Annotated in this window: 20 protein-coding genes; 10 read left to right on the top strand and 10 right to left on the bottom strand. The window is 52.6% G+C overall.

All coding sequences use genetic code 11. The features are described from left to right. Positions 1 to 196: 196 nt before the first annotated feature. The gene (locus P1X16_RS06170; protein WP_277227007.1) at positions 197 to 562 is read right to left on the bottom strand and encodes a hypothetical protein; all 366 of its coding nucleotides are present in this window, start codon (positions 560 to 562) and stop codon (positions 197 to 199) included. A gap of 1,147 nt (positions 563 to 1,709) precedes the next feature. Between P1X16_RS06170 and P1X16_RS06165 the strand changes: the two genes are divergently transcribed. After that, positions 1,710 to 3,011: an SBBP repeat-containing protein gene (locus tag P1X16_RS06165; RefSeq protein ID WP_277227006.1), complete on the top strand. Its 1,302-nt coding sequence runs from the start codon at positions 1,710 to 1,712 to the stop codon at positions 3,009 to 3,011. A 29-nt stretch (positions 3,012 to 3,040) separates the two neighbouring features. Here the strand turns inward: P1X16_RS06165 and P1X16_RS06160 are convergent, their stop codons facing one another. Next, on the bottom strand, positions 3,041 to 3,595 hold the full coding sequence (locus P1X16_RS06160) for a 2'-5' RNA ligase family protein (RefSeq protein WP_277227004.1): 555 nt from the start codon (positions 3,593 to 3,595) through the stop codon (positions 3,041 to 3,043). A 595-nt stretch (positions 3,596 to 4,190) separates the two neighbouring features. Here P1X16_RS06160 and P1X16_RS06155 point away from each other — a divergent pair. Then, entirely contained in the window at positions 4,191 to 6,689 is a 2,499-nt protein-coding gene (locus tag P1X16_RS06155) for an outer membrane beta-barrel family protein (RefSeq protein WP_277227003.1), read from the top strand. A 177-nt stretch (positions 6,690 to 6,866) separates the two neighbouring features. Beyond that, positions 6,867 to 7,892: an aldo/keto reductase gene (locus P1X16_RS06150; RefSeq protein WP_277227002.1), complete on the top strand. Its 1,026-nt coding sequence runs from the start codon at positions 6,867 to 6,869 to the stop codon at positions 7,890 to 7,892. An 89-nt stretch (positions 7,893 to 7,981) separates the two neighbouring features. On the opposite strand, the gene P1X16_RS06145 is transcribed toward P1X16_RS06150, so the two are convergent. Next, a complete protein-coding gene (locus tag P1X16_RS06145; RefSeq protein WP_277227000.1) occupies positions 7,982 to 8,668 on the bottom strand; it encodes a hypothetical protein in 687 nt (228 codons plus the stop codon). Between the two features lie 232 nt (positions 8,669 to 8,900). Between P1X16_RS06145 and P1X16_RS06140 the strand changes: the two genes are divergently transcribed. Then, entirely contained in the window at positions 8,901 to 9,749 is an 849-nt protein-coding gene (locus P1X16_RS06140) for a DNA/RNA non-specific endonuclease (RefSeq protein ID WP_346771233.1), read from the top strand. Between the two features lie 108 nt (positions 9,750 to 9,857). Here P1X16_RS06140 and P1X16_RS06135 read toward each other — a convergent pair whose 3' ends face one another. Both P1X16_RS06135 and P1X16_RS06130 read right to left on the bottom strand, forming a co-directional pair. Next, entirely contained in the window at positions 9,858 to 11,087 is a 1,230-nt protein-coding gene (locus P1X16_RS06135) for a DUF1343 domain-containing protein (protein ID WP_277226998.1), read from the bottom strand. 141 nt (positions 11,088 to 11,228) lie between these two features. Then, a complete protein-coding gene (locus tag P1X16_RS06130) occupies positions 11,229 to 11,687 on the bottom strand; it encodes a hypothetical protein (protein WP_277226996.1) in 459 nt (152 codons plus the stop codon). Between the two features lie 403 nt (positions 11,688 to 12,090). Between P1X16_RS06130 and P1X16_RS06125 the strand changes: the two genes are divergently transcribed. After that, positions 12,091 to 13,335 carry a site-specific integrase gene (locus P1X16_RS06125; RefSeq protein WP_277226994.1) on the top strand — a complete coding sequence of 415 codons (1,245 nt, stop codon included), beginning with the start codon at positions 12,091 to 12,093 and terminating at the stop codon, positions 13,333 to 13,335. 127 nt (positions 13,336 to 13,462) lie between these two features. Here P1X16_RS06125 and P1X16_RS06120 read toward each other — a convergent pair whose 3' ends face one another. Together P1X16_RS06120 and P1X16_RS06115 are read right to left on the bottom strand one after the other, a co-directional pair. Beyond that, positions 13,463 to 13,942, bottom strand: a complete 480-nt coding sequence (locus tag P1X16_RS06120) for a hypothetical protein (protein WP_277226992.1) — start codon at positions 13,940 to 13,942, stop codon at positions 13,463 to 13,465. 34 nt (positions 13,943 to 13,976) lie between these two features. Beyond that, positions 13,977 to 14,573, bottom strand: a complete 597-nt coding sequence (locus P1X16_RS06115; protein ID WP_277226991.1) for a hypothetical protein — start codon at positions 14,571 to 14,573, stop codon at positions 13,977 to 13,979. 922 nt (positions 14,574 to 15,495) lie between these two features. Here P1X16_RS06115 and P1X16_RS06110 point away from each other — a divergent pair. The 4 genes from P1X16_RS06110 to P1X16_RS06095 all read left to right on the top strand — a co-directional run bounded on the left by P1X16_RS06110 (position 15,496) and on the right by P1X16_RS06095 (position 16,682). Next, a complete protein-coding gene (locus P1X16_RS06110) occupies positions 15,496 to 15,738 on the top strand; it encodes a hypothetical protein (protein ID WP_277226989.1) in 243 nt (80 codons plus the stop codon). Positions 15,739 to 15,877: 139 nt separating this feature from the next. Then, complete coding sequence (locus tag P1X16_RS06105) at positions 15,878 to 16,243, top strand: hypothetical protein (protein ID WP_277226987.1); 366 nt, start codon at positions 15,878 to 15,880, stop codon at positions 16,241 to 16,243. 5 nt (positions 16,244 to 16,248) lie between these two features. Beyond that, complete coding sequence (locus P1X16_RS06100) at positions 16,249 to 16,464, top strand: hypothetical protein (protein WP_277226986.1); 216 nt, start codon at positions 16,249 to 16,251, stop codon at positions 16,462 to 16,464. A 14-nt stretch (positions 16,465 to 16,478) separates the two neighbouring features. After that, positions 16,479 to 16,682, top strand: a complete 204-nt coding sequence (locus P1X16_RS06095; RefSeq protein ID WP_277226984.1) for a hypothetical protein — start codon at positions 16,479 to 16,481, stop codon at positions 16,680 to 16,682. 166 nt (positions 16,683 to 16,848) lie between these two features. Here P1X16_RS06095 and P1X16_RS06090 read toward each other — a convergent pair whose 3' ends face one another. Continuing rightward, positions 16,849 to 17,250: a hypothetical protein gene (locus P1X16_RS06090; RefSeq protein WP_277226982.1), complete on the bottom strand. Its 402-nt coding sequence runs from the start codon at positions 17,248 to 17,250 to the stop codon at positions 16,849 to 16,851. Positions 17,251 to 17,631: 381 nt separating this feature from the next. Here P1X16_RS06090 and P1X16_RS06085 point away from each other — a divergent pair, with 381 nt between their 5' ends. After that, the gene (locus tag P1X16_RS06085; protein WP_277226980.1) at positions 17,632 to 17,919 is read left to right on the top strand and encodes a hypothetical protein; all 288 of its coding nucleotides are present in this window, start codon (positions 17,632 to 17,634) and stop codon (positions 17,917 to 17,919) included. Positions 17,920 to 18,820: 901 nt separating this feature from the next. Here the strand turns inward: P1X16_RS06085 and P1X16_RS06080 are convergent. Next, a complete protein-coding gene (locus tag P1X16_RS06080) occupies positions 18,821 to 22,171 on the bottom strand; it encodes a hypothetical protein (RefSeq protein ID WP_277226978.1) in 3,351 nt (1,116 codons plus the stop codon). 37 nt (positions 22,172 to 22,208) lie between these two features. Further along, complete coding sequence (locus P1X16_RS06075) at positions 22,209 to 22,499, bottom strand: hypothetical protein (protein WP_277226976.1); 291 nt, start codon at positions 22,497 to 22,499, stop codon at positions 22,209 to 22,211. Between the last annotated feature and the right edge of the window lie 19 nt (positions 22,500 to 22,518).

Genomic DNA, 22,518 nt, shown 5'->3' with positions numbered 1-22,518 from the left:
CATTAAGCTTTTGTAATGATCCTTCGTGCAACTCTGCCAATTGCACGAAGAAGCAATGTCTTCCCTTAGCCATCCTACCCGCTATCGGATAGCTGATGACCTTAGAGAGGTGCGCAATAAAAAAGCCACCCACTCGCGCTGAGTGGGTGGCTTTTCGTTTGATATCTATGCCTTTTGGCACAGAGTAGGTGTGTTATTAGCGGGTAGTAGTACCGCCCGTGGTACCCGAAGTGGTAGTACCCGTAGTACCCGACGTAGTGCTACCGGAGGTAGTACCCGTGGTGGTGCTGCCCGACGTAGTACCAGTGGTAGCGCCCGAAGTAGTACCGGAAGTAGTTGTACCGGTAGTAGTAGAGCCGCTCGTGGAGGTACCATCGGTAGTACCGGAAGTGCTAGTGCCAGAAGTGCTCGTTCCTGTTGTAGTCGTTCCAGCATCACTACCCGAAGTGGAGCTGGCAGGAGTGTCGGTGCTGGTGCTCGTGCAAGAAGAAAGGGCCGCACCGGCACTGAAGAGAAGAGCAACTACACGGATGGTCCAGGCTGAATTCTTAGTCTGTTTCATAGGGGTCTTGTGTGATGGTGATGAGGTGGACGGTGAACAGGCACCTTGATGTTTGTGAAGCCCTTCTACGCAGGTTCTTGTGAAATTGATATAAAACATGTGAAAAAAACCACATATTTTTTTCGATGGCATGTATTAGCGCTCTTATATCTACTATCTTTTTCACACCATAATTCACTGTAAATCAAAATTTTAAATCCCTACAAGAGCACTTTTTTTCTTGGCTACAATTTTCAAGCATTTTTTTTCAGCGCAAGGCTAATAACTAGTCAACTCACCTCCATGCGCAAGTATTTAACACTAGGATTAGAGAGTACAGATTTTGATTTTTGCCTTCACTCAGGAGCACAGAAATCCCTAACCCAGCCGAGATTCCGGCGATTAAGAAACGTATCAGACTGCTACTATTTGCTACGGTAGAGCTATCTTCCGGTTCCTTTCTACAAGCTTATCCTATACTCTGTGGCTTACCCCAAATTTATAGCCTGCTGGAGCCTAGTCAGCGGCGCAAAGCGCACCATTATGGCCTGTATCTGGCATGCCCTTACAACTAATCAGGCATAGCCGGATTACTCTCCCACACACGGAGGGCTCCTACGAGAATGGGCTATGCAATTCAACCACGTTGCCCGCAATTACTGATACTGCTGTGCCATAAACAGGCCACCGCTGCATGCTATAAAGTGCTGCGCGCGTCAGGTAGTCAGCCTATTTAGATGCTTTTTTCCATATGAGTGGTCACGTTACCTTTTAGTTATTTATGCAGTTTTCTACACGTATTCTTTACCGCACTGCTCACATAGTATTTCTTGTACTCAGTGCATGTCTGAGTGCCTTATCCCAATCTGCTCCTACCTGGCAAAGCGCCCGTGCTACGGGACACGGCTCCACAACTTTTGGAGATATTGCTGTAGACGCCATAGGAAACACGTATGAAGCAAGAAGCTTTGTTGACTCTGTCACCATACATGGCGTCAAGCTTATTAGCCAGGGTGACTTTGATGGGTATTTAGCAAAATATACCCCCGCGGGCACGCTGGCTTGGGTGCGTCAGATAGGCTCAACCGGCGATGATTTCGCGTACGATGTAGTACTCGACGTTGCTGGTAACAGCTATATCACAGGCACATTTACGAGTTCTTGCACATTGAGCAGCACTTTGATGCTCGACGGTGGTATTGGTAGCGGATCCAAAGCATTTGTAGTGCGCTATTCGCCCCAGGGCGAACCTGAGTGGGCGCAGCAGAGCAGCGCCGCAGCAGCTTACTCGTTTGTTGAAGGCAACAGCATAGGAATTGATGGCGCTGGCAATATTTATGTTACTGGCTCGCTGGATGATAGCGTAACCATTGGATCTGTTACGGTCAGACTTCCCAGAACTAATAACACCGGATTTACTGGACTTACTATAGGAGGCTATTTAGCTCGCTTCTCGGGTAGTACGGGGGCACTACAGGTGCTAGTACCAGCCTACCACTATAGCACCCCCATCAATTTTCTTGCTTATAGTCATCCGAAGCTGGCAGTAGCCTTTAATGGCGATGTATTCCTCCTAAATCATTTTTCTCACTCTATTGTGTTCGCCGACACCACTTTGACCTCTCGCGGTCAATCTGATATAGTGGCAGCTAAGTACGGGGCACAAGGCGACTTTCAATGGGCGCAGCAATTCGGAGGAGCACAAGCCGACGAAGTTGGCGAAGGCGTGGCAGACGAGTCCAGCAACTTGTATATAACAGGTTCGTTCACCGGACTCGCCGCTTTTGGCAACATTACAATGGCCGGAGCAGGCAATTCTGATGGTTGCCTTATCAAATGCTCGCCTCAAGGAACAGTACAATGGGTACAATCAGGCGCTGGCCCTGGCTCAGATGGGTTGCATGATATAAGCCTAGATGCTGCCGGCAACTTGTGTGTAGTAGGCCACTTCAGCAACACAGCTCGCTTTAATTCTGCTACGCTCACTAGCGCTGGCGACACGGACATCTTGGTAGCTTCTTACAACAGTCTAGGGCAGTTGCACTGGCTACAACAGGCGAGTGGGCCTGCTTACAATTTAGGCTTCAATATTGGCCTCGATGCCTCAGGCGCCTTATATATAATGGGCAGCTTTACCGATACCAGCGTTTTCGGTTCCATTACAATTACCAGCAAGGCGCCGTATGAAGCCTTCATTGCTAAGTTGGCTTATGTTACCCTATCCACACACACAACCTCTTCAACTTCAGTAGCACTCTACCCCAACCCTGCTTCCTCGGCAGTCCACTTGTCAGGAATACCTACCAACAGTGCCGTGCAGTTGCTTGATGCAACAGGGCGCGTAGTACGCACTACCACTATTACCTCAGGCACCACTGTGTCGGTGCAAGGCCTACTACCTGGCTTGTATGTAGTGCGGGCTACCGATGCGCAAGGCCGGCTATATGCCGGGCGGTTACGGGTAGAATAACCGCCTATCAAACTCTTATTCTCGTCTATTTAGCTTGTTTTACTCTGGTTTGGCAGCGCGATAGTGGCCCGTGGCTGCCATTGCTGGCCATCGTGACGAAACAGAGTGAGGGTTTGCACGGGAAACGTGGCGGCGTAAGGGCGTGCCGAAAAAAGCTGACGCAACTCAGGTACTTGCGCGGCTGGCAAGTCGCGGGTAGCTAAGGTCATGTGTGGCGTGAACGGCCGCTTTTCGCGCGGAACGTCTGGCAAGTGAGTGGCACACCAGTCGGTTAGGGCCACGTGGAAGGCCTTTATGGGTCCGGCCTCACTCACGTGCACAAACAGGGTTCGGTTACCGAACCAAGCGAAATCATGCAAGCCCACTGTGAATGCCGTTTGGGTAGCGGCAAAATCGATGAGGGTGGCGGCGCATTTGGCCTCGAACTCGTCGGGCTGACGGATAGGTGGTATCAAGGTGATGTGCGGCGGCAGGCGTACGGCGTTGCGGCTGCCCGTGAGGTGGTGTACCTCCTGTTTCATAGCCCAGACTTGCGAAAACACAGGTTCGGGCGGGAGTACGGCCACTAGATAAAGCGTATGCATAAGTAGAACAGGCTAGTTGCGAATAACAGAGCTGCTGGTCTGGTTTAAGGCGCTACGTTTTAGGTTAAGACACCAGAATAGCTTTGCCTTTCAACGATTCAAGGTATTGCGTGGATAACCCTACTTGGATTATTGCTTTCGTTCACCCATGCCAGAGGCTTATCAGGGTTTCTTCCAAGGAAGTGGACATGAACAGCCATTTGCGCAACAGCGAACCTACCTCAAATGGGAATAGAAGAAGCTCCAGCTGTTTTCCGCGGATAGAAAAAAGTTTGCTGTTGGCTGTAACGTTTGACTTGAGCGGAAGTATTCCTTTCAACTTCCGGAAAAACTACCCTTTCTCGCACCGTGCACTGCAACCCGACATCGAAGCGCCACCTAATTCGATGTCACACAATTCACCTTTCACCGCTGGTGTGCGCCACTGGTTTCAGGAGCAAGCTAAGTAGCCATACCGGGCTTCTAGACTGCTACCCTGCGCGGGCTTAGAGCTGCTTTCACTTCTTCTGGTCATCTGTTCTGCCTGCTTCACTGCCGGCAGCCGCTCATTCGCGTGCCTTTTCCAAAGCCGCCAAAACCCCTCAACTATCTATTCATGAAGTACTTATTACCTACCCTCGCCTTATTAGCACTCGGCCAGCCACTTCTAGTCCAGGGGCAAGTACCCGCCGCTGCCTCAAGTGCTACCAGCCAGGGCCAACTCGTGGGCACTGTGCTTCATGCTACTACCAAGCAGCCCGTCGAGTTTGCTACTGTGGCCTTGCTCACCCAAACCTCGGGGGCTGTGGTGGCTAGTAGCGTCTGCGACACGGGAGGCAAGTTTTCGTTTCCGAAAGTGGCTGCCGGCGAATATAAGTTGTCTATTAGCTTCGTTGGGTTCGAAACCAAGGTTGTGGAGCATATTCAAGTGGGCAGTAGTTCGCCAAAGCTAGAGACCTTCTTGCTGGTGCCTACTGCGCAGCAGCTCGGCGAAGTAAAGGTCACTGGCGAGCGGGAGCTTGTCGAAAACAAAGCGGACCGCTTGGTGTACAACGCCGAAAAAGATCAGAGCAACACCGGAGGCACCGCTGCCGACCTGCTGAAAAAAGTGCCGATGCTCAGCCTAGACCCCGATGGCAACCCGGAACTGCGTGGCTCAACCAGCGTGCGGGTGCTCATCAATGGCAAACCTAGCGGCATGCTCGCCAACAACATTGCCGATGCCCTGCGCCGCCTGCCCGCCGACCAAGTGAAATCGGTGGAAGTTATTACCAGCCCTTCGGCCAAGTATGACGCCGAAGGCTCGGGCGGCATCATCAACATCATCCTGAAAAAGAATGCTGCTTCGGGTACTACGGGCTCTTTCACGGCCACGGCAGGCAATATGAACAACAGCCTAAACACCAGCCTCAACAGCCGCCGCGGCAAGTTGGCCGTGACGTCGGAACTTGGGCTGGCGGCTTACTACAACCGCTACCGCAGCGTAATCAGCCGCACCGATGTGCTGGCGCCCAGCGAGTTTGCCGAACTCAACCAACGCACTTTCACCCGCAATTACAATCAAGGAATTACCGGCCGCCTGAACCTCGACTACGACCTGACCGAGAAAGACGTGCTGACACTCGGCGCCAACACCGAACTGTTTCGCTACCGCGGCACCCGCACCGTTACGTCCACCTACCTGGCTCCTAGTTTACTCGACGAGGCCTACAGCCGCGACGTTGAGTGGCCGTACGCCGACAACCGTTTCCCGAGTGTGGACGTCAATGCCGGGTACACGCACACAGGCAAGCAGCCGCGGCAAGAGTTGAGCGTGCTTGGTTTGCTAAGCACGAGTGTGGGCCGGCAAGCCTATTTTCTGAACCAGACCCGCGGCGAAGGCATAGACTACCGCGAAACCAACGTGAATACCAGCCGCAACCGCGAGCTTACCCTTCAAGTTGATTACGCCCAACCCACCGACAGTACCGGTTTGCTAGAGGTAGGGAGCAAGGCTATTCTGCGCACCGCTGGCAGCGACTATGTTATTGCAGCCGATAGCCTCAATGGCCGGGGCTTGGTGCAGGTTCCTTCCCGCTCCAACCAATTTGACTACAGCCAAGATGTGTACGCGGGCTACCTTTCCTATGGCTTCAGCGTGCGGAAGGTGTACAGCTTCAAGGCTGGCACCCGAGTGGAACACACACGCGTGACCGGCGACTTTGTGAGCTCTGAAGCCAATGTTAGGCAGCAATACACCAACATTGTCCCGAACTTGCTTTTCTCGCGGGATTTTGGGGCCGATAAAGCTCAGAAACTGAAGATCAGTTATACCCGGCGCATTCAGCGGCCCTCCATTTGGTTACTCAACCCCTACCTCAACGTAAACAACGGCCGCTCGGCTTCCTCCGGCAACCCCAACCTGCGTGCTGAACTAACCGATGCTTACGAGCTTGGCTACAGCACCAGCCACAAAAGCAGCACCCTGAACCTGTCGGGTTACTGGCGGCAAACCAATAATGCTATCCAGAACGTGTCCACTACGCTACCGGCCCGTGCCATATTCCCCGACGATACCACCAACACCAGCGTACTCTACAATACGTTTCAGAACGTGGCACGCCGCTCCACCTACGGCCTAAGCGTGACGGGCTCCACAAAGCCGAACCCAAAGTGGACCCTTAACGCCACCGTAAACGCCTTCTACCTCACAGTGAAAAGTCCACTTCTCAGCGTCGGCAACCAGGGCCTGATGTACAACGGCAACTTGACCTCGGCCTGGACGTTTGAGCACGGCTACAGCCTCCAAGCGTCGATGTACGTGAACTCGCGGCGCATCCTGCTGCAAGGCGACGCTAGCGGCTTCCAGACGCACACGCTATCCGTGAAAAAGGAACTATTCGAGAAGAAAGGCAGCCTCACGCTCAACTTAGAAAACCCCTTCTCCCGCACCATCCTTTTCCGCACCGACCTCGCCGTTCCGGATAGCTATTCTCTCCGCAGCGACACCTACGCTTACAACCGCGCTATCCGGCTTAGCTTCAACTACCAGTTCGGCGCCACCAGCTCCGACCCGGCCCGGCCCCGCAAAAGCATCCGCAACGACGACCAGAAGAAAGGCGAAGGCGGCAACTAGCCTTGCATAGCCTCGATAGGTACAAACAGGTGCTACTATGCAAGGGCTTTCCTCCACTCAACGGCACGTGGTGCGTTTATAAACACAGGAATCCTTCCCTCAATTTCTGCGCAGCCCGCAACCAAGCACACGCTTAGCTGTTCTTGCTTTCATTGTCCTTCTACTTCAAGACAGATCATGGAATACAGACAACTAGGAGCTTCGGGGCTGCATGTACCCGTCCTGAGTTTTGGCACGGCCACGTTTGGGGGCGGCAACGAGTTTTTCAAAGCCTGGGGCAGCACCGATGTAGCCGAGGCACGCCGGCTGCTGGATATTTGCCTGGAAGCAGGCGTCAACTTCTTCGACACGGCCAACGTCTACTCCCAGGGCATGGCCGAGGAAATCTTTGGGGAGGCGCTGAACGGCCGCCGCCAAGAGGTACTCATTGGCACTAAAGCCACCTTCCCCATGGGTGAAGGACCCAACGACTTCGGCTCGTCGCGCCTGCACTTGGTTAAAGCCTGCGAAGACAGCCTGCGCCGCCTACAAACCGACTACATCGACGTGTACTACCTGCACGGCTTCGATGGGCGCACTCCAGTTCAGGAAACCTTGCGCGCGCTCGACGACCTCGTGCAAAGTGGTAAAGTGCGCTACATTGCTTGCTCCAACTTTTCGGGCTGGCACCTCATGAAGTCGCTTTCGGTGTCGGAGCGCTATGGCTGGGCGCGGTATATCGCCCATCAAGTATACTATTCGCTCATCAACCGCGAATATGAGTGGGAACTGATGCCCCTGGCGCTGGATCAGGGCGTGGGAGCTGTTGTTTGGTCACCGCTGGCAAGTGGGCGCCTCAGCGGCAAAGTAAGGCGGGGCCAGCCCATTCCGGCTAGCAGCCGCTTGCAGCAAGGCGGCGGCCAAGGCCCCGACGTACCAGAAGAACTGCAATACAACATTGTAGATGTGCTCGACGAGCTAGCGGCCGAAACCAACAAGTCGGTGGCGCAGGTGGCGCTCAACTGGCTGTTGCAGCGCCCAACCGTTACAAGTCTGGTGTTTGGTGCGCGCAATGAGGAGCAGCTACGCGAAAACCTAGGCGCGGTTGGCTGGAACCTCACGCCCGAGCAAGTAGCCCGCCTCGACAAAGTAAGCGACACGCCCCCGATCTACCCCTACTGGCACCAGCGTAACCTACCCCAACTCAATCCGCTGCCGGTATAAGGTTGTCTGCCTTCCAAGCTGGAAATCAATTTATGGCTACAAAAAGCGCCTCTTTAGTACAAAGAGGCGCTTTTTGTGTTTCACATGGGTTAGAATACTAGGCTTAGTTTAACTCCAAGCTCCAGATCTAGCCTTGGTGGAAAGCGTTTGTATTTATAGCTGTAATAATTATTAGTCAGTTCACGATAAACCTGTTCATCGTTGGCAATACCACCACCAGCGTAGGCATCTACCAACCCGTGGCCTCCGAGTCGCCGTTGCATTCCCCAGAGAGCAACTAAGTTGCTGTAATCATACCGCAAGCCTCGGTTGTAGTACAAATTGTTATCCCAATTACTACTTGATTGCAAGGCTACATAATTGCCAGTGAATGGACCGGTAGACCTTCCGTTCTTCCGCCGCTTTTCCTGGTTGTAATAGCGCCGTACGCCAAGATCAGCACTTACTGTGCGTAAATACACATACCTGGACCTGTCAAACGAATTTTGTCCGCCACCTGCATTGATGCCTGTAACTCCATTAACGTAGATATTCCAACCCGGCTTCACAGCGTACTCAGCACCAACTGCGAAGGGCAAGGTCACCCCTGCATAGCCGCTAAATTCTGCACCGCGAATTAATCCTGTGCCTAACTTAAATAGGACTGCCCTAGATGTGGCGGCGGTTTCATTCAGAGCAACCGGTGCTACAGATTCAACTGGAGTCGTTTGGGCGGCAGCGGTAAAATTTTTTCCGAGCAGAAATAGGCTGCTCAGCAATAAGACGCGAGAAAGCATAGATAAGAAAGTAAATAGTGAAAGGACGATAGGATAGTAAAGGAAGTAATCCTTTGCGCTGAGCTAACGTGACGAGCAACAGTTTTAGTGAGGTAGCATCAACTATATTTCACAAGCTGCCGCCAGCTTTATCAGTTGGTTGAGATACACTTCAAATTCCTAGTACAGCCAGAGGGAAGGTTAGTGCTATGTGCCCAACGGCACCTAACTAGCGTCGCTTTACCTTTGCCCTATGATGCTAGCTTTTTCCCGCTTCCGTTTTCTGTTGCCCTGCCTGCTGTTGGCCTTACTTGCCGGCTGCGAATCAGACGATACCGCCGAACCAGCCCCCGACCACTTGGCCCTTGGCAACCCCAGCGGCGCCACTGCCGACGTGAATCAGCCTACCAATTATCTGCTTAGCAAGCCGCAGTACACGCTCTCCTACCACCGCGACCGGGGCATTCCGAACTGGGTGAGTTGGCACCTAAGCACCGAATGGCTAGGCAGCGCCGCTCGTCAGGATGATTTTCGGGCCGATGCCTCTTTACCGGCAGGTTGGTACCAAGCACAGAGTAGCAGCTACACGGGTTCAGGCTTCGACCGGGGCCACAACTGCCCCTCGGCCGACCGCACCAAAACGGTGGCCGACAACTCGGCTACCTTCCTCATGACCAATATGATACCGCAAGCCCCCAACAACAACCAGCAGACTTGGGGCGACTTAGAGGAATACTGCCGCACGCTCGCCAAAGCTGGCAACGAGCTCTACATCATTATGGGGCAGTACGGCACTGGGGGCACAGGCTCGAACGGCGCCAAGTCGACGCTGGATAATGGCCGCATCACCGTGCCAAAACGCATCTGGAAGGTTATCGTCGTGCTGCCAGAAGGCTCGGATGACGCAAGCCGCGTCGGCAGCAGCACGCGTATCATTGCCGTCGATACGCCCAACAACAATTCCCTGAACACGGATTGGGCAAGCTACCGCACCACCGTCGATGCTATTGAAGCTGCTACTGGCTACGACTTGCTATCGGCTGTGCCCGTTGCAACGCAGCGCGCCGTGGAGTCTCGCGTTGATACCGGGCCTACGCAGTAAGCTGAAAGCTACTTAAGACAGAAGTAACCACGTCGTATTCTTGTGCAAAGCACCTTTCGCAGGCCGCTGTAAAACAAGCAGCTTCATACCCGATGATTTGCTTATAGCTCAGGGATATAGTGTGTATTTCTTGCGCATGACCTTGTAGGCAGAAAGCTGCGGCTCCCACGTTTTACGAATTTCCTGCTCGCTTTTGCCTGCTATAATCTGCTCTTTCAGAACCGTAGTACCGGCCAGCGCATCAATGCTGCCCATCTGTTTGCTCTGGTTTCTATCAAAGAACTTCTCTTTAGCTGGATACGCTTTGTACATCTCTAGCAGCCAGTTGAGGTTGATCTTGCCAGCCTTGCGGTAAGCAGTCAGATCATACTTTCTCAAATCCAGCCCATAACAAACTTGGTCTTGGTGCAGGGGTGTTTCCGATTTGCCTGGTATGCTTACCGGAGTGAACGAGAAGCTGTATTTGCCTTTCAGCTCCGGGCTGCCGAGCACTGCGAATGGCATGTACGTGCCTCGGCCTTGGCTCACAATAGTCCCCTCGAACAGGCAGAGGGAAGGATAAAGCAAGATGGATTGCTGCGTATTCAGATTAGGTGAAGGGCTTACGGGCAGTGTGTAGTCGAGGGCGTGCGTATAGTTCTTCAGGGAAATGATTTTCAGCTTGCACTTCATTTGATTGGGCAGCCATCCTTGCCCGTTTATCATTTGCGCAAACTCGCCAATGGTCATGCCATGGGTGATGGGCACAGGAAACTTGCCAATTCCCGATTTCAGCTTCATGTCTAGCACCGGTCCATCCACAAAGCCGTTTGGATTCGGCCGGTCCAGTATCACCAGTTCCTTACCCGATTCCGCGCAAGCCTCCATTACGTCGCTGAGCGTATTGATATTGGTGTAGAAGCGGCATCCCACATCCTGAATATCAAACACCATAACATCTAGGGCATCCATGTCGGCTTTGGAAGGCTTGCGTTTGGCGCCGTACAACGATACAATTGGGATACCGGTGGCTTGGTCTACTTCGTCTTGCACGTGGGCCCCGTTGCTGGCATTGCCCCGAAAGCCATGCTCGGGCCCAAACACCTTCACAATGTTTATTTGCAGCGCCTGAAGACTATCCACCAAGTGCCTTTTGCCGATAATCGACGTCTGATTTCCAAGAATCCCAACCCGTTTGCCTTTCAGAAAGGGCACGTACTGCGCAGTTTGCTCGGCCCCTGTTTGGATAGGCTGTTTTGCAGCGGCAGCTACCGGCTCTGCTGCATCGAAGTATGAAGCGGCAGGCCGTTGAAAAACCGAAACCAGCAGTAAGGCCAAGCAACTGGCAAGCTTGCTCATAACTATCCGTTTTTGGTGGAGTGCTACATGTAGTTTCCCTCTTCTACAAGAAGCATATAGTCGTAAATAAAGCACGCTTTTCCTTAGCCAATCTTCTCATTATCATGATGATTGGCTAACAACGCTCTGAAAACGGACTGCTTAGTGCCGCTCGTAAGCAAGTTTGCCTTCGGGGTAAAGCTTTGCTAACTTCTCAAGCTCGGTGAAGGTGATGCTGTTGGCACCTCGCAGGCCATGAGAAGGATATTCCACCGGATTGAATTTCACATCAAACATGGTGGCCATTACATAGTCGCCCATAACCCGTAAGGTGGCGGGTGCTGTAGGCGAAGCACTGATTCTGATGGTAAGAAAAATAGGCGCTGTATAGGTGGTTAGCTGCCGAGGCCTGCTAACCAAAACAAGAAACTCCTTGTCTACTTTATCCACCATGTACCCCTGTCCTACCAAGGCTAACCCCATTTTATGCAGGGCAGTGGCAGCACTATCTGCCGTAAGCACCGTGATGACGTTGGCTGACTTGAATGGTGCCGGCTGGCTCTGAGCACGTCCAAACAAGCTAAATAATACGAGGAGGAGAGTGAGTAGAGGTTTCTTCATACTAGCTAAAATAGCTAAACCTCAACTATTTCAATACACGATTACCAACAATATTTCACTTATTCGATACTCCTGTATTCGCTTGCATTTACAAGTGCAGGCACTCCTATTAACGGACAATTGAAACTTAGGAAACTCGAAATGGGGCGCTATTAAAAACAAAACCCTGTCTCTTATTCAGAAACAGGGTTTTTGCAGAGAGGAAGGGATTCACCTCTTGTTTGTGATACGCTATCCATCCCGACAGAAAGAACCCTCCTAATAGCGTAACAGGGATGTTTATCTGATATACTTGTCAGCATACAGTGGGTAATGTCGGGATAAATCGGCCTGTTTGTACCCCCACCTGTACCCCGGGGCACAGAAATCAGTAGCTTTAGTGCGGCACTTCTCCCTTCTAATTATGGCGACCATCTCCTTTCACCTCAAGCGGCCTACAGCTCCCATTCCGACGGCTATTGTGGCTTTAGTAACTATGGGCGGCGTACGTACCAAAGTATATACCGGCCAGTCCATCTTGCCCAAGCAGTGGCTCAAAGATCAGCAGCGGGCTCAGACCCGCGGCTATGCCAGCAATGGTGCCCTCAATGACCGGTTGGACACGTTGGAAAAGCAGTTGCAAGCGTGCTGTGAGCAGCATTTAGCCCTTGGCCAAGTGCCGACAGCAGTGACGCTGCGAACGCTCGTGCAACTCCTACCCGCGGAGGCGCCAGCCGCAGCCCCAACGCGCTCGTTTCAGGACTACTTCACGGAGTGGACAACGCTGACCCGGGCGAAAGGTAGAGTACGCACGGCGCAGGCAGCGGAAACAACGCTTCGTTATCTGGTGCGCTACGAGCAGGTGGCACGCTACGCCGTCGACTTTGATACGATCACCCCGGCCTTTGGCGATGCCTTCGTGCTCTTTCTTCTCGGGCCCGGGGGCCTTACCGATAATACCGTTGCCAAGCACCTGGACCGGTTGCGGCGCTTCATGCGCTATGCGGTGGAGCGCGGCTTTACCACTGCGAGTGGTTGGGAGCGGCTGGCTTGGAAGCGGCAGGAGCCCGACATCATGACGTTGACGGCCGAAGAGGTCGAAGCGCTGGAAGGGTTGGAGTTGCCCGCCGGTGGCTACCTCGATAACGCGCGGTCGTTGTTTTTGCTCAGCTGCTACACGGGCTTGCGCTACTCGGACCTAGTCAGCATCCGGCCCGAGCACGTGCGGGGCAACACGCTGCGCATTACCACCCAGAAAACGCGCGAGATGGTAAATATTCCGCTGCAGGCCCGCGCCCTGCTTATCGTGACGCGCTATTTGGCCGGTGGGGTACGCCTTGTCAGCAATCAACGGCTTAATGATTACCTCAAAGAGCTAGGACAGCTGGCCGGTATTGATTCTCCGTTAGAGGTCGTGCGTTTTAGCGGGGGCCGTCGTGAATCGCGAACAGTAGCTAAGTGGGAGAAGCTCGGCTGCCATACTGGTCGCCGGACTTTCGTTACACTAAGCTTGGAACGGGGCTTACGCCCGGAACTGGTGATGAAGATCACCGGGCATAAGACGTGGAAGTCATTCCAGCGCTACGTCAACATTACCGAGCAGACGGTAGAAAGGGAATTTGCTAAGGTTTATGAGATGCCAGAGTTAATGAAGGTGGCAGGGAAATAGAGGTCCATATTTACCAGCGCTGCTCAAGCAAGTTAGTACTGCATTGCGTTTATTGGGGTTATGCTATTCGATAGCCCTAGGCAAAACGTCTAAACAAAAAGCCCCACCGATTGGCGGGGCTTGTGATTTAAAGAAACTTCATAAAGTCTTTGGTCCTCAATTTATACAAGTTGTTAAACAATTCACGAGTGCCAAAAACAGCATACTTGATAAGGCCTTCGCATCCTTCGCTTAAAGCAGGTTCATCAGTTGGGTGTACGTGTGCAGCTTCAAGACCTTCATCATTGTCGGCTGAATCATCTTCCTCTGATAATTCTTCATCACCACCAACAGGACATTTTACGTGCTTACAAGTTGGGCCATCGACCTCTTGAGAAAATCCGCATGCTTGAATAAATACTATTATTCTATATTCGGGCTTAGTATCCTGAACCCTTCTGTAGCGCACACCTGGAATTGCTAAGTTCCCTGATAACGCTTCGGTTGCTTCTAGAGGGTTTGCTTTAATTATCGCACACTCCTGTGTGAGTAGTGCAACATGTTCTGGGTTTCTAACCTTGCGAAAGTGTTTACGAAATTGATTCCCTCTGATAGAGCGGTATGCCACAGTATAGCGAATAATTAATGACTCTTTTGTTGCACTAGGCAACCCTAGTGCCTAGTGCAACAAGAAATTCAGCATACTCGGGGGATTCCTCATCAGCGTCAGGTGTAGTGACGAGGTGATTCACCAAATCGGTTAGCTCGCTCAATCTCTTGTAAAATCGATTGAAACTCCTGTAAACCAATTCTACTTCAGATAGATTTTTAGCATGAGCAGGACGACGCGCCTTCGCTTTAGCAACGCCAGATTTCCCCAAATTGAGTACTGTTTCAGCAATATCGCGCACAACTAGCAATTTATCCAGTTGTATTACTAGCTCCTCATTCGTGCTGTAGAGAGCATCGCTTTCCATCTCGTCTAATGCCTCAATAGCTTTTTTAATGCTAGCTAAGAGCTGTGTTTGTTCGCCTGTATTAAAAGTAGAATTAGAGGGTTTTCCTTTCGAGTTAGCGCGGCTGGATTTTACCAACACTTGACTTGCCTCGCGTAACGGCTGCATTAGACTAGCCGCGTTGTCATGCGATGGGGCATATACAGCTTGAGCTATCATATTCTTTTCTCTGAAATAATTTTCCTGTTTACTCAGCCAAGAAAAACGCTGCGAAAAAAGTCCCAATCCTTGGTATATGGACATAGAGGGTCATTATCCGTGCAGTATTATTCTTATCAGAATCAGAAACACTAATTTCATTTCTTCTGACCTGCCTAATAACTAACCTAAATGATGAATTCAGAAAAGGAATTCATCATTTAGTCGTTCTTATACTATCGTTGTATCCAGTCCTGCCTTCCTATAGTCAGGCAGGAAGAACGTTGCAGAAAATGCAACGATAGGCTTTGAAGGCTTCAAGTAGGTCAGGAAAAACAAGTAACCCCCTAGTCCCCCTTACAAACGTGAAAGATGGACTAGAGAATAACTGCTTTCCTGACCAGAAATGCACCCGATGAGTATTTTGTCGTCAACGAAGTGAGGCTGAACGCAGGTAACAAGTAACCAGAAAAACTTACGCCCATTTAACAGGATGAGAACCGCCGCCGCGCTACCAAGTAGCACAGGGGACTTTAAGACCGTCCCGCCTAAGGGCTACCGTTTTCGCTCCAGTGCTTAAACACCAGCGGGCCTGAAAAGCAAAAGCCCGAACGAAGGGCCAGCTTACGTTACGGGCTTTTAACACTCACCCGTTTAGTTTTTTAAACGAAGTAAGCATGAAGTCGGTACCGCACCTGGCCGTGCGCGCAGCTTATCAGCTGCCTAGCAAACATACAAAGTATATCAATCAAAGGTTGCTAAAAACAACAAATAATTTAATTCATCCTAGAAAACCATATGATTATACCGATAAAAATATCATTAAAGGACCGCTAGATAATTGATCTTGGCAAGATTCTTCGACTAATGCCCATAGTTGCTATTCTCAATGACGGCATTTACTATGTGACTGCGTTGCCGACGAGCTTATACAGTTGTTTGGATGTAACTCTAAAAGTAAAACTATAGGCAATGAACTGGCCGTGTTTTTGCTGACCGACCAAATTTCTATATTACTACCGTACTTATGCATACGCTCGCTGTCTCTACCCTAGACTCTGCTACTACCAAGCGCCACCAACTATTTACCACGCTTGTCGGTGTGGTAGCTGACCGGCATAAAGCTTACCTTGACGAAGAGGCCACTGTGATTGAGGCGTGCTATACGCTGGAGCTACATGACGGCCAAGCCCACATCGAAATGGCGCAGTGGGTGCCGTTGACTCTCGGCTACGAGCTGTATCACTGCTTTGCCAAGAGCTTAGAGTAATGAATAGGCCGTGGCGTCTGCCATGGCTTTGTTTTCTTTTACGCTTCCCGAGCTTGGTGCTGCACAAGTTTGCCCGGGGAGGTGGCCCCTGCTGCTATCAGTTAGTTTATCTATCCTATTATTACCCACTTACCCCTTTATGCCTACCCTACTAGCGGCTAAGCTCCGACGTATCCTCTTGCGCCTGCAGAGTCAAAACAACATCTATTACTCCTCTCTGGATCGGCACTACCTGGTTCGCACGCTTTCGGCGACTATCACCGACTTGTTCCACCGCTATCCCGATAAGCTCTCCTCTCCGCAACATCTGTTGCTGCATCAGCTTATCCTGCTCGAGCAAGCGGTGAGGACGTGGCCACCTGCGGCGTGTGAGGATCTAGCGACGTGGCAGGCCTTGCATCACGCGCTGCAGACGTATCTGCAAGAAGCTTTTTGCAGTGAAAGCACTGGCATCAGCTCAATAACGCATTCGCTTACAACTAACGCCCGAGACTTTTCCCTTTAGCCCCCATGGCACACGGTTACCGACCTGAATCTGCCAAGTGGCACAACCAGACGTGGCTGGTGCTGCTGCTGTGCTTGGTGGTGTTTCCGCTGGGTTTCTACGGGCTGTGGAAATCCAAAACCATTCCACCCCTGGTGAAAGCCATCCTCGTCGGGGCCTGCGGCTATCTGCTCTTTACACTAGTTCGCGCGGTCGTTGGCCATTACGGCTTTCAGGAATAGACTACCTTGACCCTATGATTCAGATCTACAACGACGGCAAAGGGCACGCCACCTCGTTTGAAGCGACCATCGCAGACCACGAAACATGGGGGCTACAACCGATCTACGGACTGGGCGCCTCGCCCCAGGAAGCAGCCTTAGCTCTAAGGAAGGCTATCGAGCAGCACATTGCCAATCTGCAGGCTCTTGATTACACGGAAGTAGTATTCATTGAGTAGTACCGGTAGTACCTGCTGCTTGAACGGCGCCTGATCCTGCTGCGCGTTTAGACGAATCTAGTGCAACACAAAGCCCCATCCGTTACCAAGAATGGGGCTTTTGTTTGAGGCATACTGACTACTTGCTTATAGGACTAGTAGCAAGTGAAGTTGGGTGCGCGCATCGCTAGCGTGCTGCGACCACCATCGAAGCCGGTTGATAGTCGACCACCAGTTTGCGCACGCACGCCGTGGAGCGTCCGGCATGGGTCCTAACGCGCACGCTATAGTAGTAGCGTGCCGGTCCCACTTGGAGCTCGACTTGGTAGCGCCCGCTCGGGGCCCGGTCAAAGCTAAAGCGCTGCCCATAAGCTGACGCAGTATACGTTTCCCTAAACAAGGGCTGCTGCGTGCTGAGCCGCACCACTTGCACGTGTCCGGTCGCGTGGTCAGGATTGGCAACGCGCAGGCGCAAGCTGGCCGGCGCCACTTGCGTCAGGCTAACGGGCTCGGCACCCTGCGCAACGGCTGGGCTAACGCCGCTTAAAAGGAAGAGCAGGAACGGGGCAGTGCATAAAACGGGGCACATGGACATGGGAAAGAGAATAGAGGTTGACAACTATCCCTGGACAAGTTGGAAGCCGGCCCGCTGCTAGCGATATACTAGGGGATGTTCTCTCTTATGCCAAGGAGTACGCCAACTTTACAATCCGCTTACCTTCAACTTTTTATGCTGTTGGTGGCTGCTCATGGTCCCGTGCGTTGTTCTATTTTCGAACACTAGGTGTTCGCTTATGACTCGTTTGCCCGCGTCCCCTTACGCCCTATAGGTTGGCAGCTAATAACCAAACGTCCAGTGGAGCACTAGCTAAGCACGTGCCAAAGGAAGTGGTTGTGTTTATGCTCGTTTCAGAACTGTATTAGCAACCTAGCAATTACATTGCATGGCATTAAGCTAAACATCCAATCCATGCGCTACGAATTCCGGGAGGTAACCTATAAGGGTAAAACTATACGCTTTATCAAGGCAGTTAACTTTGACAGCGACGGGCTTGTTACAGGCCCCATTAATGAACTAGTAGAGATACAGGAACATATAGAGCGCACGGAACCCAATACGATAGTAGTCGCGATGATAGGCAGAAGCGACACTGCGGTATCTTCAACCAATGCGCTTTTAAGTGAATATTATCAGTTGCACCCCCGCACGTATGATGATTATTATGCGTGGCACATAGGGGAATATATCAAGCCCTAAAAGCCTTTTCGGGGCGTTATTACTACGCATCCGGTTGCGCGGCTAGCGCGCTACATCGCTTTATATGCAGAGAAGGGGGCGTAAAGGGCACACGTACAGGCGCACTATTACTTTGACTGATGCAGAGTGGGGAAAGCTCATAGCCCTTGCATCTGCAAAGAAGATTAGTGTTAGCGAGTATGTAGCTCTGTATCTACGTCTGATACCGCCTGACCCGTTTGACGACCCACCTGAACCGCCCACACCAAGCGACTTTGAGCTACGCTGCGATTAGGCAAAGGGGGATTGCTGATGAGTAGATCAAACAGAGAATTGCGTAAATATGAAACTGCGCAGGGAATATGTAGTAATATTTTTCTACATCAAGTATCACTTTTGACTTGTACAAGTAATGTCAACACCAACAACCACTTACCATTACCGTAAGTGGCCTTGGTTGCTGTATATGAGGGGTTTAGTGGGAAAAAATATTCTCACATTTGATTGCGTTAACTATATTTGATACGCAATTAATCGTAAAAACAAAAAAAGGAGAGCCAACCCAGCAGGCTGACCCTCCCTAACAGCTTTAAGAATAAAAATAGAGGTAGAGGTCTACCGCTATCTTTAGCACGGTCGCAAAGACACCTAGTATCCTTGCGTTTCGGCGAAGCCACCTGCCAGCAGCAGCCAGCATCGCCATAACACGTTTCTTCATTGTGAGTAGAAGATAGGTGAATCCCCACCTGCTTCTTAAAACCCCGGACTGTTCTAACCAGCCGGGGTTTTTGCTTTTCACGGCAACTCGCTTTGGTGAGGCGGGGTTAACCGCCACGTATTATGGAGCTAAAGGTAAATAATGATTTTTAGAATTGTTGGATTTATAGTAGCACAAACCAAAATCATTAAGAGGTATAGCACATTAGTTCACGTAGCTAGTAATCGTAGTGCTGTTGGTTACGGGGTCAAGTGCCAATACCCTACCGTCCGTAAGAGGCACACGCTCTATCTTATTGGCCGTAGTGCCGACGTGTTGTCGGATTGCAGCCAATTCCTTTTGCACGGCTCTAAGCTCCGCCTGTAGCGGCCCTAATTGCATATCAGCCTGTACCTGTAGCCGCTGTTCAATTACGGCTTGCTGTTCAGCGCGTAACTGTTTTGGCAAGGCATAATCAGGCAACAACTTCTGCATTTCCGGCAAGCTCCAATCTATATCTTGAGGCCGATTCTTATGGAGCGCTTCAAATAAAGGATAGCGGTACTTCTCGGTTACATCGGCAGTATGTACAAATTCTTTGCCGTGTACTACGCCGCGTTCCTCCTTCTTGTCATTGCCTCCGGTATAGCCCCCTCTGTAGAACCCCTCAGGTTGCTTGCCAGCGGCGGCAAATGCCTTTGCTTTCGTGGCAATAAACGTGGTGACGAGCAGCGCAGCTGCAACTAGGTTAAAGGGTACTGGCAAGGCCGCCAGTGCGTTCGCTACAGCGACGGCAACGCTGCTCGCCTGCGTTAAGGTATCAAGGATAACTTGCTCTCTAGCAATTTTGCGCTTGTCATTCAACGCGTCGCGGCGGGCAGCCTTCTCGGCCGCTATTTGTTCCCGCAGTCCCGCAATATTAGAGGCGCTGCCCGCTTTGTTGAGCTGTATCTCGGCCGCAATCTGGCTCTGTAGGTCGGCTATGTTGCGGTCGGCTTGCCCAACACGCGCGTCGGTGGCTTGCTGCTGCGCTTGCAGCGACTGCGCATAGAAGTCGACGACAGCACCTAGCGTATCATCGAGTGCTTTACGGCCTTTACCTTCCTCATCATCACTCTCGCCTAGGATCAGACTGTAGATGTCGAAGCCTTTGGCATCCTGCTCGGCTTTTTTGCGTTCCTGTGCTAGCAAGGCCAGCTGCTTACGCGCCTCCGACCGAATGGCCTCCCCTTTCTCGGCTTCAAACCGCACAGAGTTGGCAATCTCGTCTTGGTAAAACTTTTCGTCCTGCGCGATTAACTCGAGCCGCTCCTGCTGCCGGGCCTCTCGTTCGCTGCGACCGGTGCCCGGGCCAGCGACCGTGGCACGCACTTGGGCGTTGTTGGTTTCTAAGTTGCGGCGTATTTCCAACCTCTTCTGCTCAGCACTCGCCTCTAAGGCTAGCAATTCGGCTTGCTTAGCGGCCTCTAGGGCCTGCAGTACGTCGCTTTGTCCTTGCGCAGCGGCACGCTCATTCTCGTAGCGGCGTTCTAGCAGTTCGCGTGATTTGGCGTCGGAATCCTCTTGTAAATTGAGCAGCCGATCATACTGCTCTTGGTTGATTTTGAACAAAGCATCGGCATAGCGCTTCTCGGCTGCTTGGGTCAGCACTTGCACTTGCTGGCGCTGTACCCCGTCGATCACCCCATCAGCACTGCTGCCCTTGCCGCCAGCCTTGCGCACGGCGGCTTCCCGGTCTTTGAGGCTCTGCTCGATCTGCGCAATCTGCAACCGGTCTTGCCGCAACTGCTCGGCGGCGCGGGCTTGGCCCTGGTCTTTTAAGCTATCGAGTTCGATTTTGGCGGCGGTTTCCTGCAACTTCTCCTGTTCGCTCCGCAGGGCCTTGAGGGCAGCTTCGCGCTCACGCAAGGCTTTCTCCAAGGCCTTTTGATTGACCTTCACTTGGGCTACTTGCGAGGCATTGATGCGAGTCGCGGCTTTTTCGAGGGCCGAACCCTGGGCGGCCACGTCCTTTTCGTTGACGCCGAGCAGCGCCACTTTGTTTTTCGGGTTGAAGGTGCGGTCTAGCCCTTCCTGAATGTTCTTGCCAACCTGCTCGCCGGTATTGAGCAATGTAGCCTTCAGCGCTTTGCCCGCGTCGTTGTAGCCCTGTTTGATGAGGTCGAAGTCCAGCGTGAACACGCCCTTGACGACTTTACCGGCCGCAACCAACTCATTTACCAGCAAGCCAATCGAGCCCTTGGCGACAGCGACGCCGTTTTGCAGGCCAACAAAGAGGGTGTTGACGCCGAGCCGGAAGGCCGTGGACGAGTTATACAACTCAACGAAGTAGTTGGCAAACTCGCGCAATGGCCCGCCGCTCTGCTTGATAAAGCCGAAGAGCTGCACGAGCGTTTGCAGCAGGAAGGCAAACACGGGCCGCAATCCTTGGCCGACTTCGTTCTCCAACTGGTCGGCTTGGTCCTTGAGGTTGGAGAGCTGCCCTTCGAGCGTCTGCGATACTTTGGCCGTGGTGCCGGCCACGCCGTTGAGTTCGCCGAAGGAAACGAGCGCGTCCTTGATGGCGGCTGGCGTGTTGGCGACCGTCTTGTTGACACCCTTAAACGAGAGCTCGATCTGGTTGCCGGTCTTGCTGCCCTGAATACCGAATTCCTTGAGCCGCTCAAACTCACCGGTGCCCGCATCAAGCACCGCCTCGGTCAGCTGGTCGAAGGACTTGCCCTGCGAGGCGGCCACATCCCCGAGCTTGAGTAGCTCCGCTTGGGAGGGGACGATGCCGCGGTTGACGAACTTGATGTAGGACGCCGTCAGTTCTTCGACCGAAAACGGGGTCTTGGCGGCTAGGTCCTGAATGCGCTGCAAGGCCTCGGCGGCGGCGGCTTCACTACCCAACGCGTTGCTTAGGATCGCTTGGAAGCTCTCGTACTTGGCCGTGGTTTCGAAGATGTCTTCCCCGAGCGAGGTGACCGCCCCGGCCAGCGCCGTAACGCCGCCGATGATGGCCCCGCCGGTCAGTACATTGCCCACACCACCAACGGCAGGAGTGGGAACGTCGGGCGTGGAAGCGCCTTTTACGAACCGCCCCTTGCTATCCCGATTGCTCGCCGCGGCACCTGCGGCTTTCTCGGCCGCTTCCTGCTTGCGAATCTCGGCCGTGATAGCTGCTTCTGCTGCTTTCTCTTTTTCGAGGGCTGCGGTATTGAGACTGATTTCGGCGCGGACCTTCTTCTGCTCGGCTTGGTTTTGCTGCAGCAGGCTCTTGATCTCGCGTAGCTTGGCGGGCTCCTTCGTGTTGGCCTGCGCTTGGGTAAGCTCCCGCTCTTGCAGTACGAGGTCGCGCACGACGGCTCGTAGCTCACGGTGTACGGCCGTGGCTTGCTGCACTTCGGCGGCAGCGTTGCTTAAGCGGTTCTGGTAGGTAAGCGCCGCTTGGGCAGCGTCCGTAAACTGCTGTTTGTTGACCGCCTGCGACGTCTTCACGGCATCGGCAAACTGTTTTTCCTTGGCCGCCAGCCGGTCCAATGCGGCCTCAGCTGCCGACGTATCCAGAATATAAAGAGTGCCGATATCAGCCATAAAGTGAGGAGGTAGCAGGGTAGAAAAGAAAGCGGGTCTATTGATGCAGGAAGCTCTTGATCATGTGCTGCCGTTCCCGCAGCGTGTCGACAAAGCCTTGATTGGCCGAGGCCACGCAGCTAGCGAAGAGGCGATCGTGCAGCGCCTCTCCTTCTGCGAGCGGCATCTGATTGACGGTGCAATAAACTTGCAGCAGCAGGCCAGAGAGCAGGTTGATGGTTGCTTGCTGCGTGATAACAGTCACGCTCAGCGCGTGCAGCAGTTCGTCGGTCGTGGCGGCCGGGATGGTAATACCGAGCGGGGTAAAATCTGAGGACTGATCAGCCATGGGGCGTTTGGGGTGAAGT

Origin of the sequence: Hymenobacter sp. YC55, assembly GCF_029433095.1 — a bacterium.
Taxonomy (GTDB): Bacteria; Bacteroidota; Bacteroidia; order Cytophagales; family Hymenobacteraceae; genus Hymenobacter.
The sequence above is the reverse complement of the archived record's forward strand: the minus strand, read 5'-3'. Positions and strand labels throughout refer to the sequence as shown.

Excerpts from the sequence above, each read along its gene's own strand:
- P1X16_RS06170 (WP_277227007.1), bottom strand. The coding sequence starts at position 562 with ATGAAACAGACTAAGAATTCAGCCTGGACCATCCGTGTAGTTGCTCTT.
- P1X16_RS06160 (WP_277227004.1), bottom strand. The coding sequence starts at position 3,595 with ATGCATACGCTTTATCTAGTGGCCGTACTCCCGCCCGAACCTGTGTTT.
- P1X16_RS06155 (WP_277227003.1), top strand. The coding sequence starts at position 4,191 with ATGAAGTACTTATTACCTACCCTCGCCTTATTAGCACTCGGCCAGCCA.
- P1X16_RS06150 (WP_277227002.1), top strand. The coding sequence starts at position 6,867 with ATGGAATACAGACAACTAGGAGCTTCGGGGCTGCATGTACCCGTCCTG.
- P1X16_RS06145 (WP_277227000.1), bottom strand. The coding sequence starts at position 8,668 with ATGCTTTCTCGCGTCTTATTGCTGAGCAGCCTATTTCTGCTCGGAAAA.
- P1X16_RS06140 (WP_346771233.1), top strand. The coding sequence starts at position 8,901 with ATGATGCTAGCTTTTTCCCGCTTCCGTTTTCTGTTGCCCTGCCTGCTG.
- P1X16_RS06135 (WP_277226998.1), bottom strand. The coding sequence starts at position 11,087 with ATGAGCAAGCTTGCCAGTTGCTTGGCCTTACTGCTGGTTTCGGTTTTT.
- P1X16_RS06130 (WP_277226996.1), bottom strand. The coding sequence starts at position 11,687 with ATGAAGAAACCTCTACTCACTCTCCTCCTCGTATTATTTAGCTTGTTT.
- P1X16_RS06125 (WP_277226994.1), top strand. The coding sequence starts at position 12,091 with ATGGCGACCATCTCCTTTCACCTCAAGCGGCCTACAGCTCCCATTCCG.
- P1X16_RS06115 (WP_277226991.1), bottom strand. The coding sequence starts at position 14,573 with ATGTCCATATACCAAGGATTGGGACTTTTTTCGCAGCGTTTTTCTTGG.
- P1X16_RS06110 (WP_277226989.1), top strand. The coding sequence starts at position 15,496 with ATGCATACGCTCGCTGTCTCTACCCTAGACTCTGCTACTACCAAGCGC.
- P1X16_RS06105 (WP_277226987.1), top strand. The coding sequence starts at position 15,878 with ATGCCTACCCTACTAGCGGCTAAGCTCCGACGTATCCTCTTGCGCCTG.
- P1X16_RS06100 (WP_277226986.1), top strand. The coding sequence starts at position 16,249 with ATGGCACACGGTTACCGACCTGAATCTGCCAAGTGGCACAACCAGACG.
- P1X16_RS06095 (WP_277226984.1), top strand. The coding sequence starts at position 16,479 with ATGATTCAGATCTACAACGACGGCAAAGGGCACGCCACCTCGTTTGAA.
- P1X16_RS06090 (WP_277226982.1), bottom strand. The coding sequence starts at position 17,250 with ATGTGCCCCGTTTTATGCACTGCCCCGTTCCTGCTCTTCCTTTTAAGC.
- P1X16_RS06085 (WP_277226980.1), top strand. The coding sequence starts at position 17,632 with ATGCGCTACGAATTCCGGGAGGTAACCTATAAGGGTAAAACTATACGC.
- P1X16_RS06080 (WP_277226978.1), bottom strand. The coding sequence starts at position 22,171 with ATGGCTGATATCGGCACTCTTTATATTCTGGATACGTCGGCAGCTGAG.
- P1X16_RS06075 (WP_277226976.1), bottom strand. The coding sequence starts at position 22,499 with ATGGCTGATCAGTCCTCAGATTTTACCCCGCTCGGTATTACCATCCCG.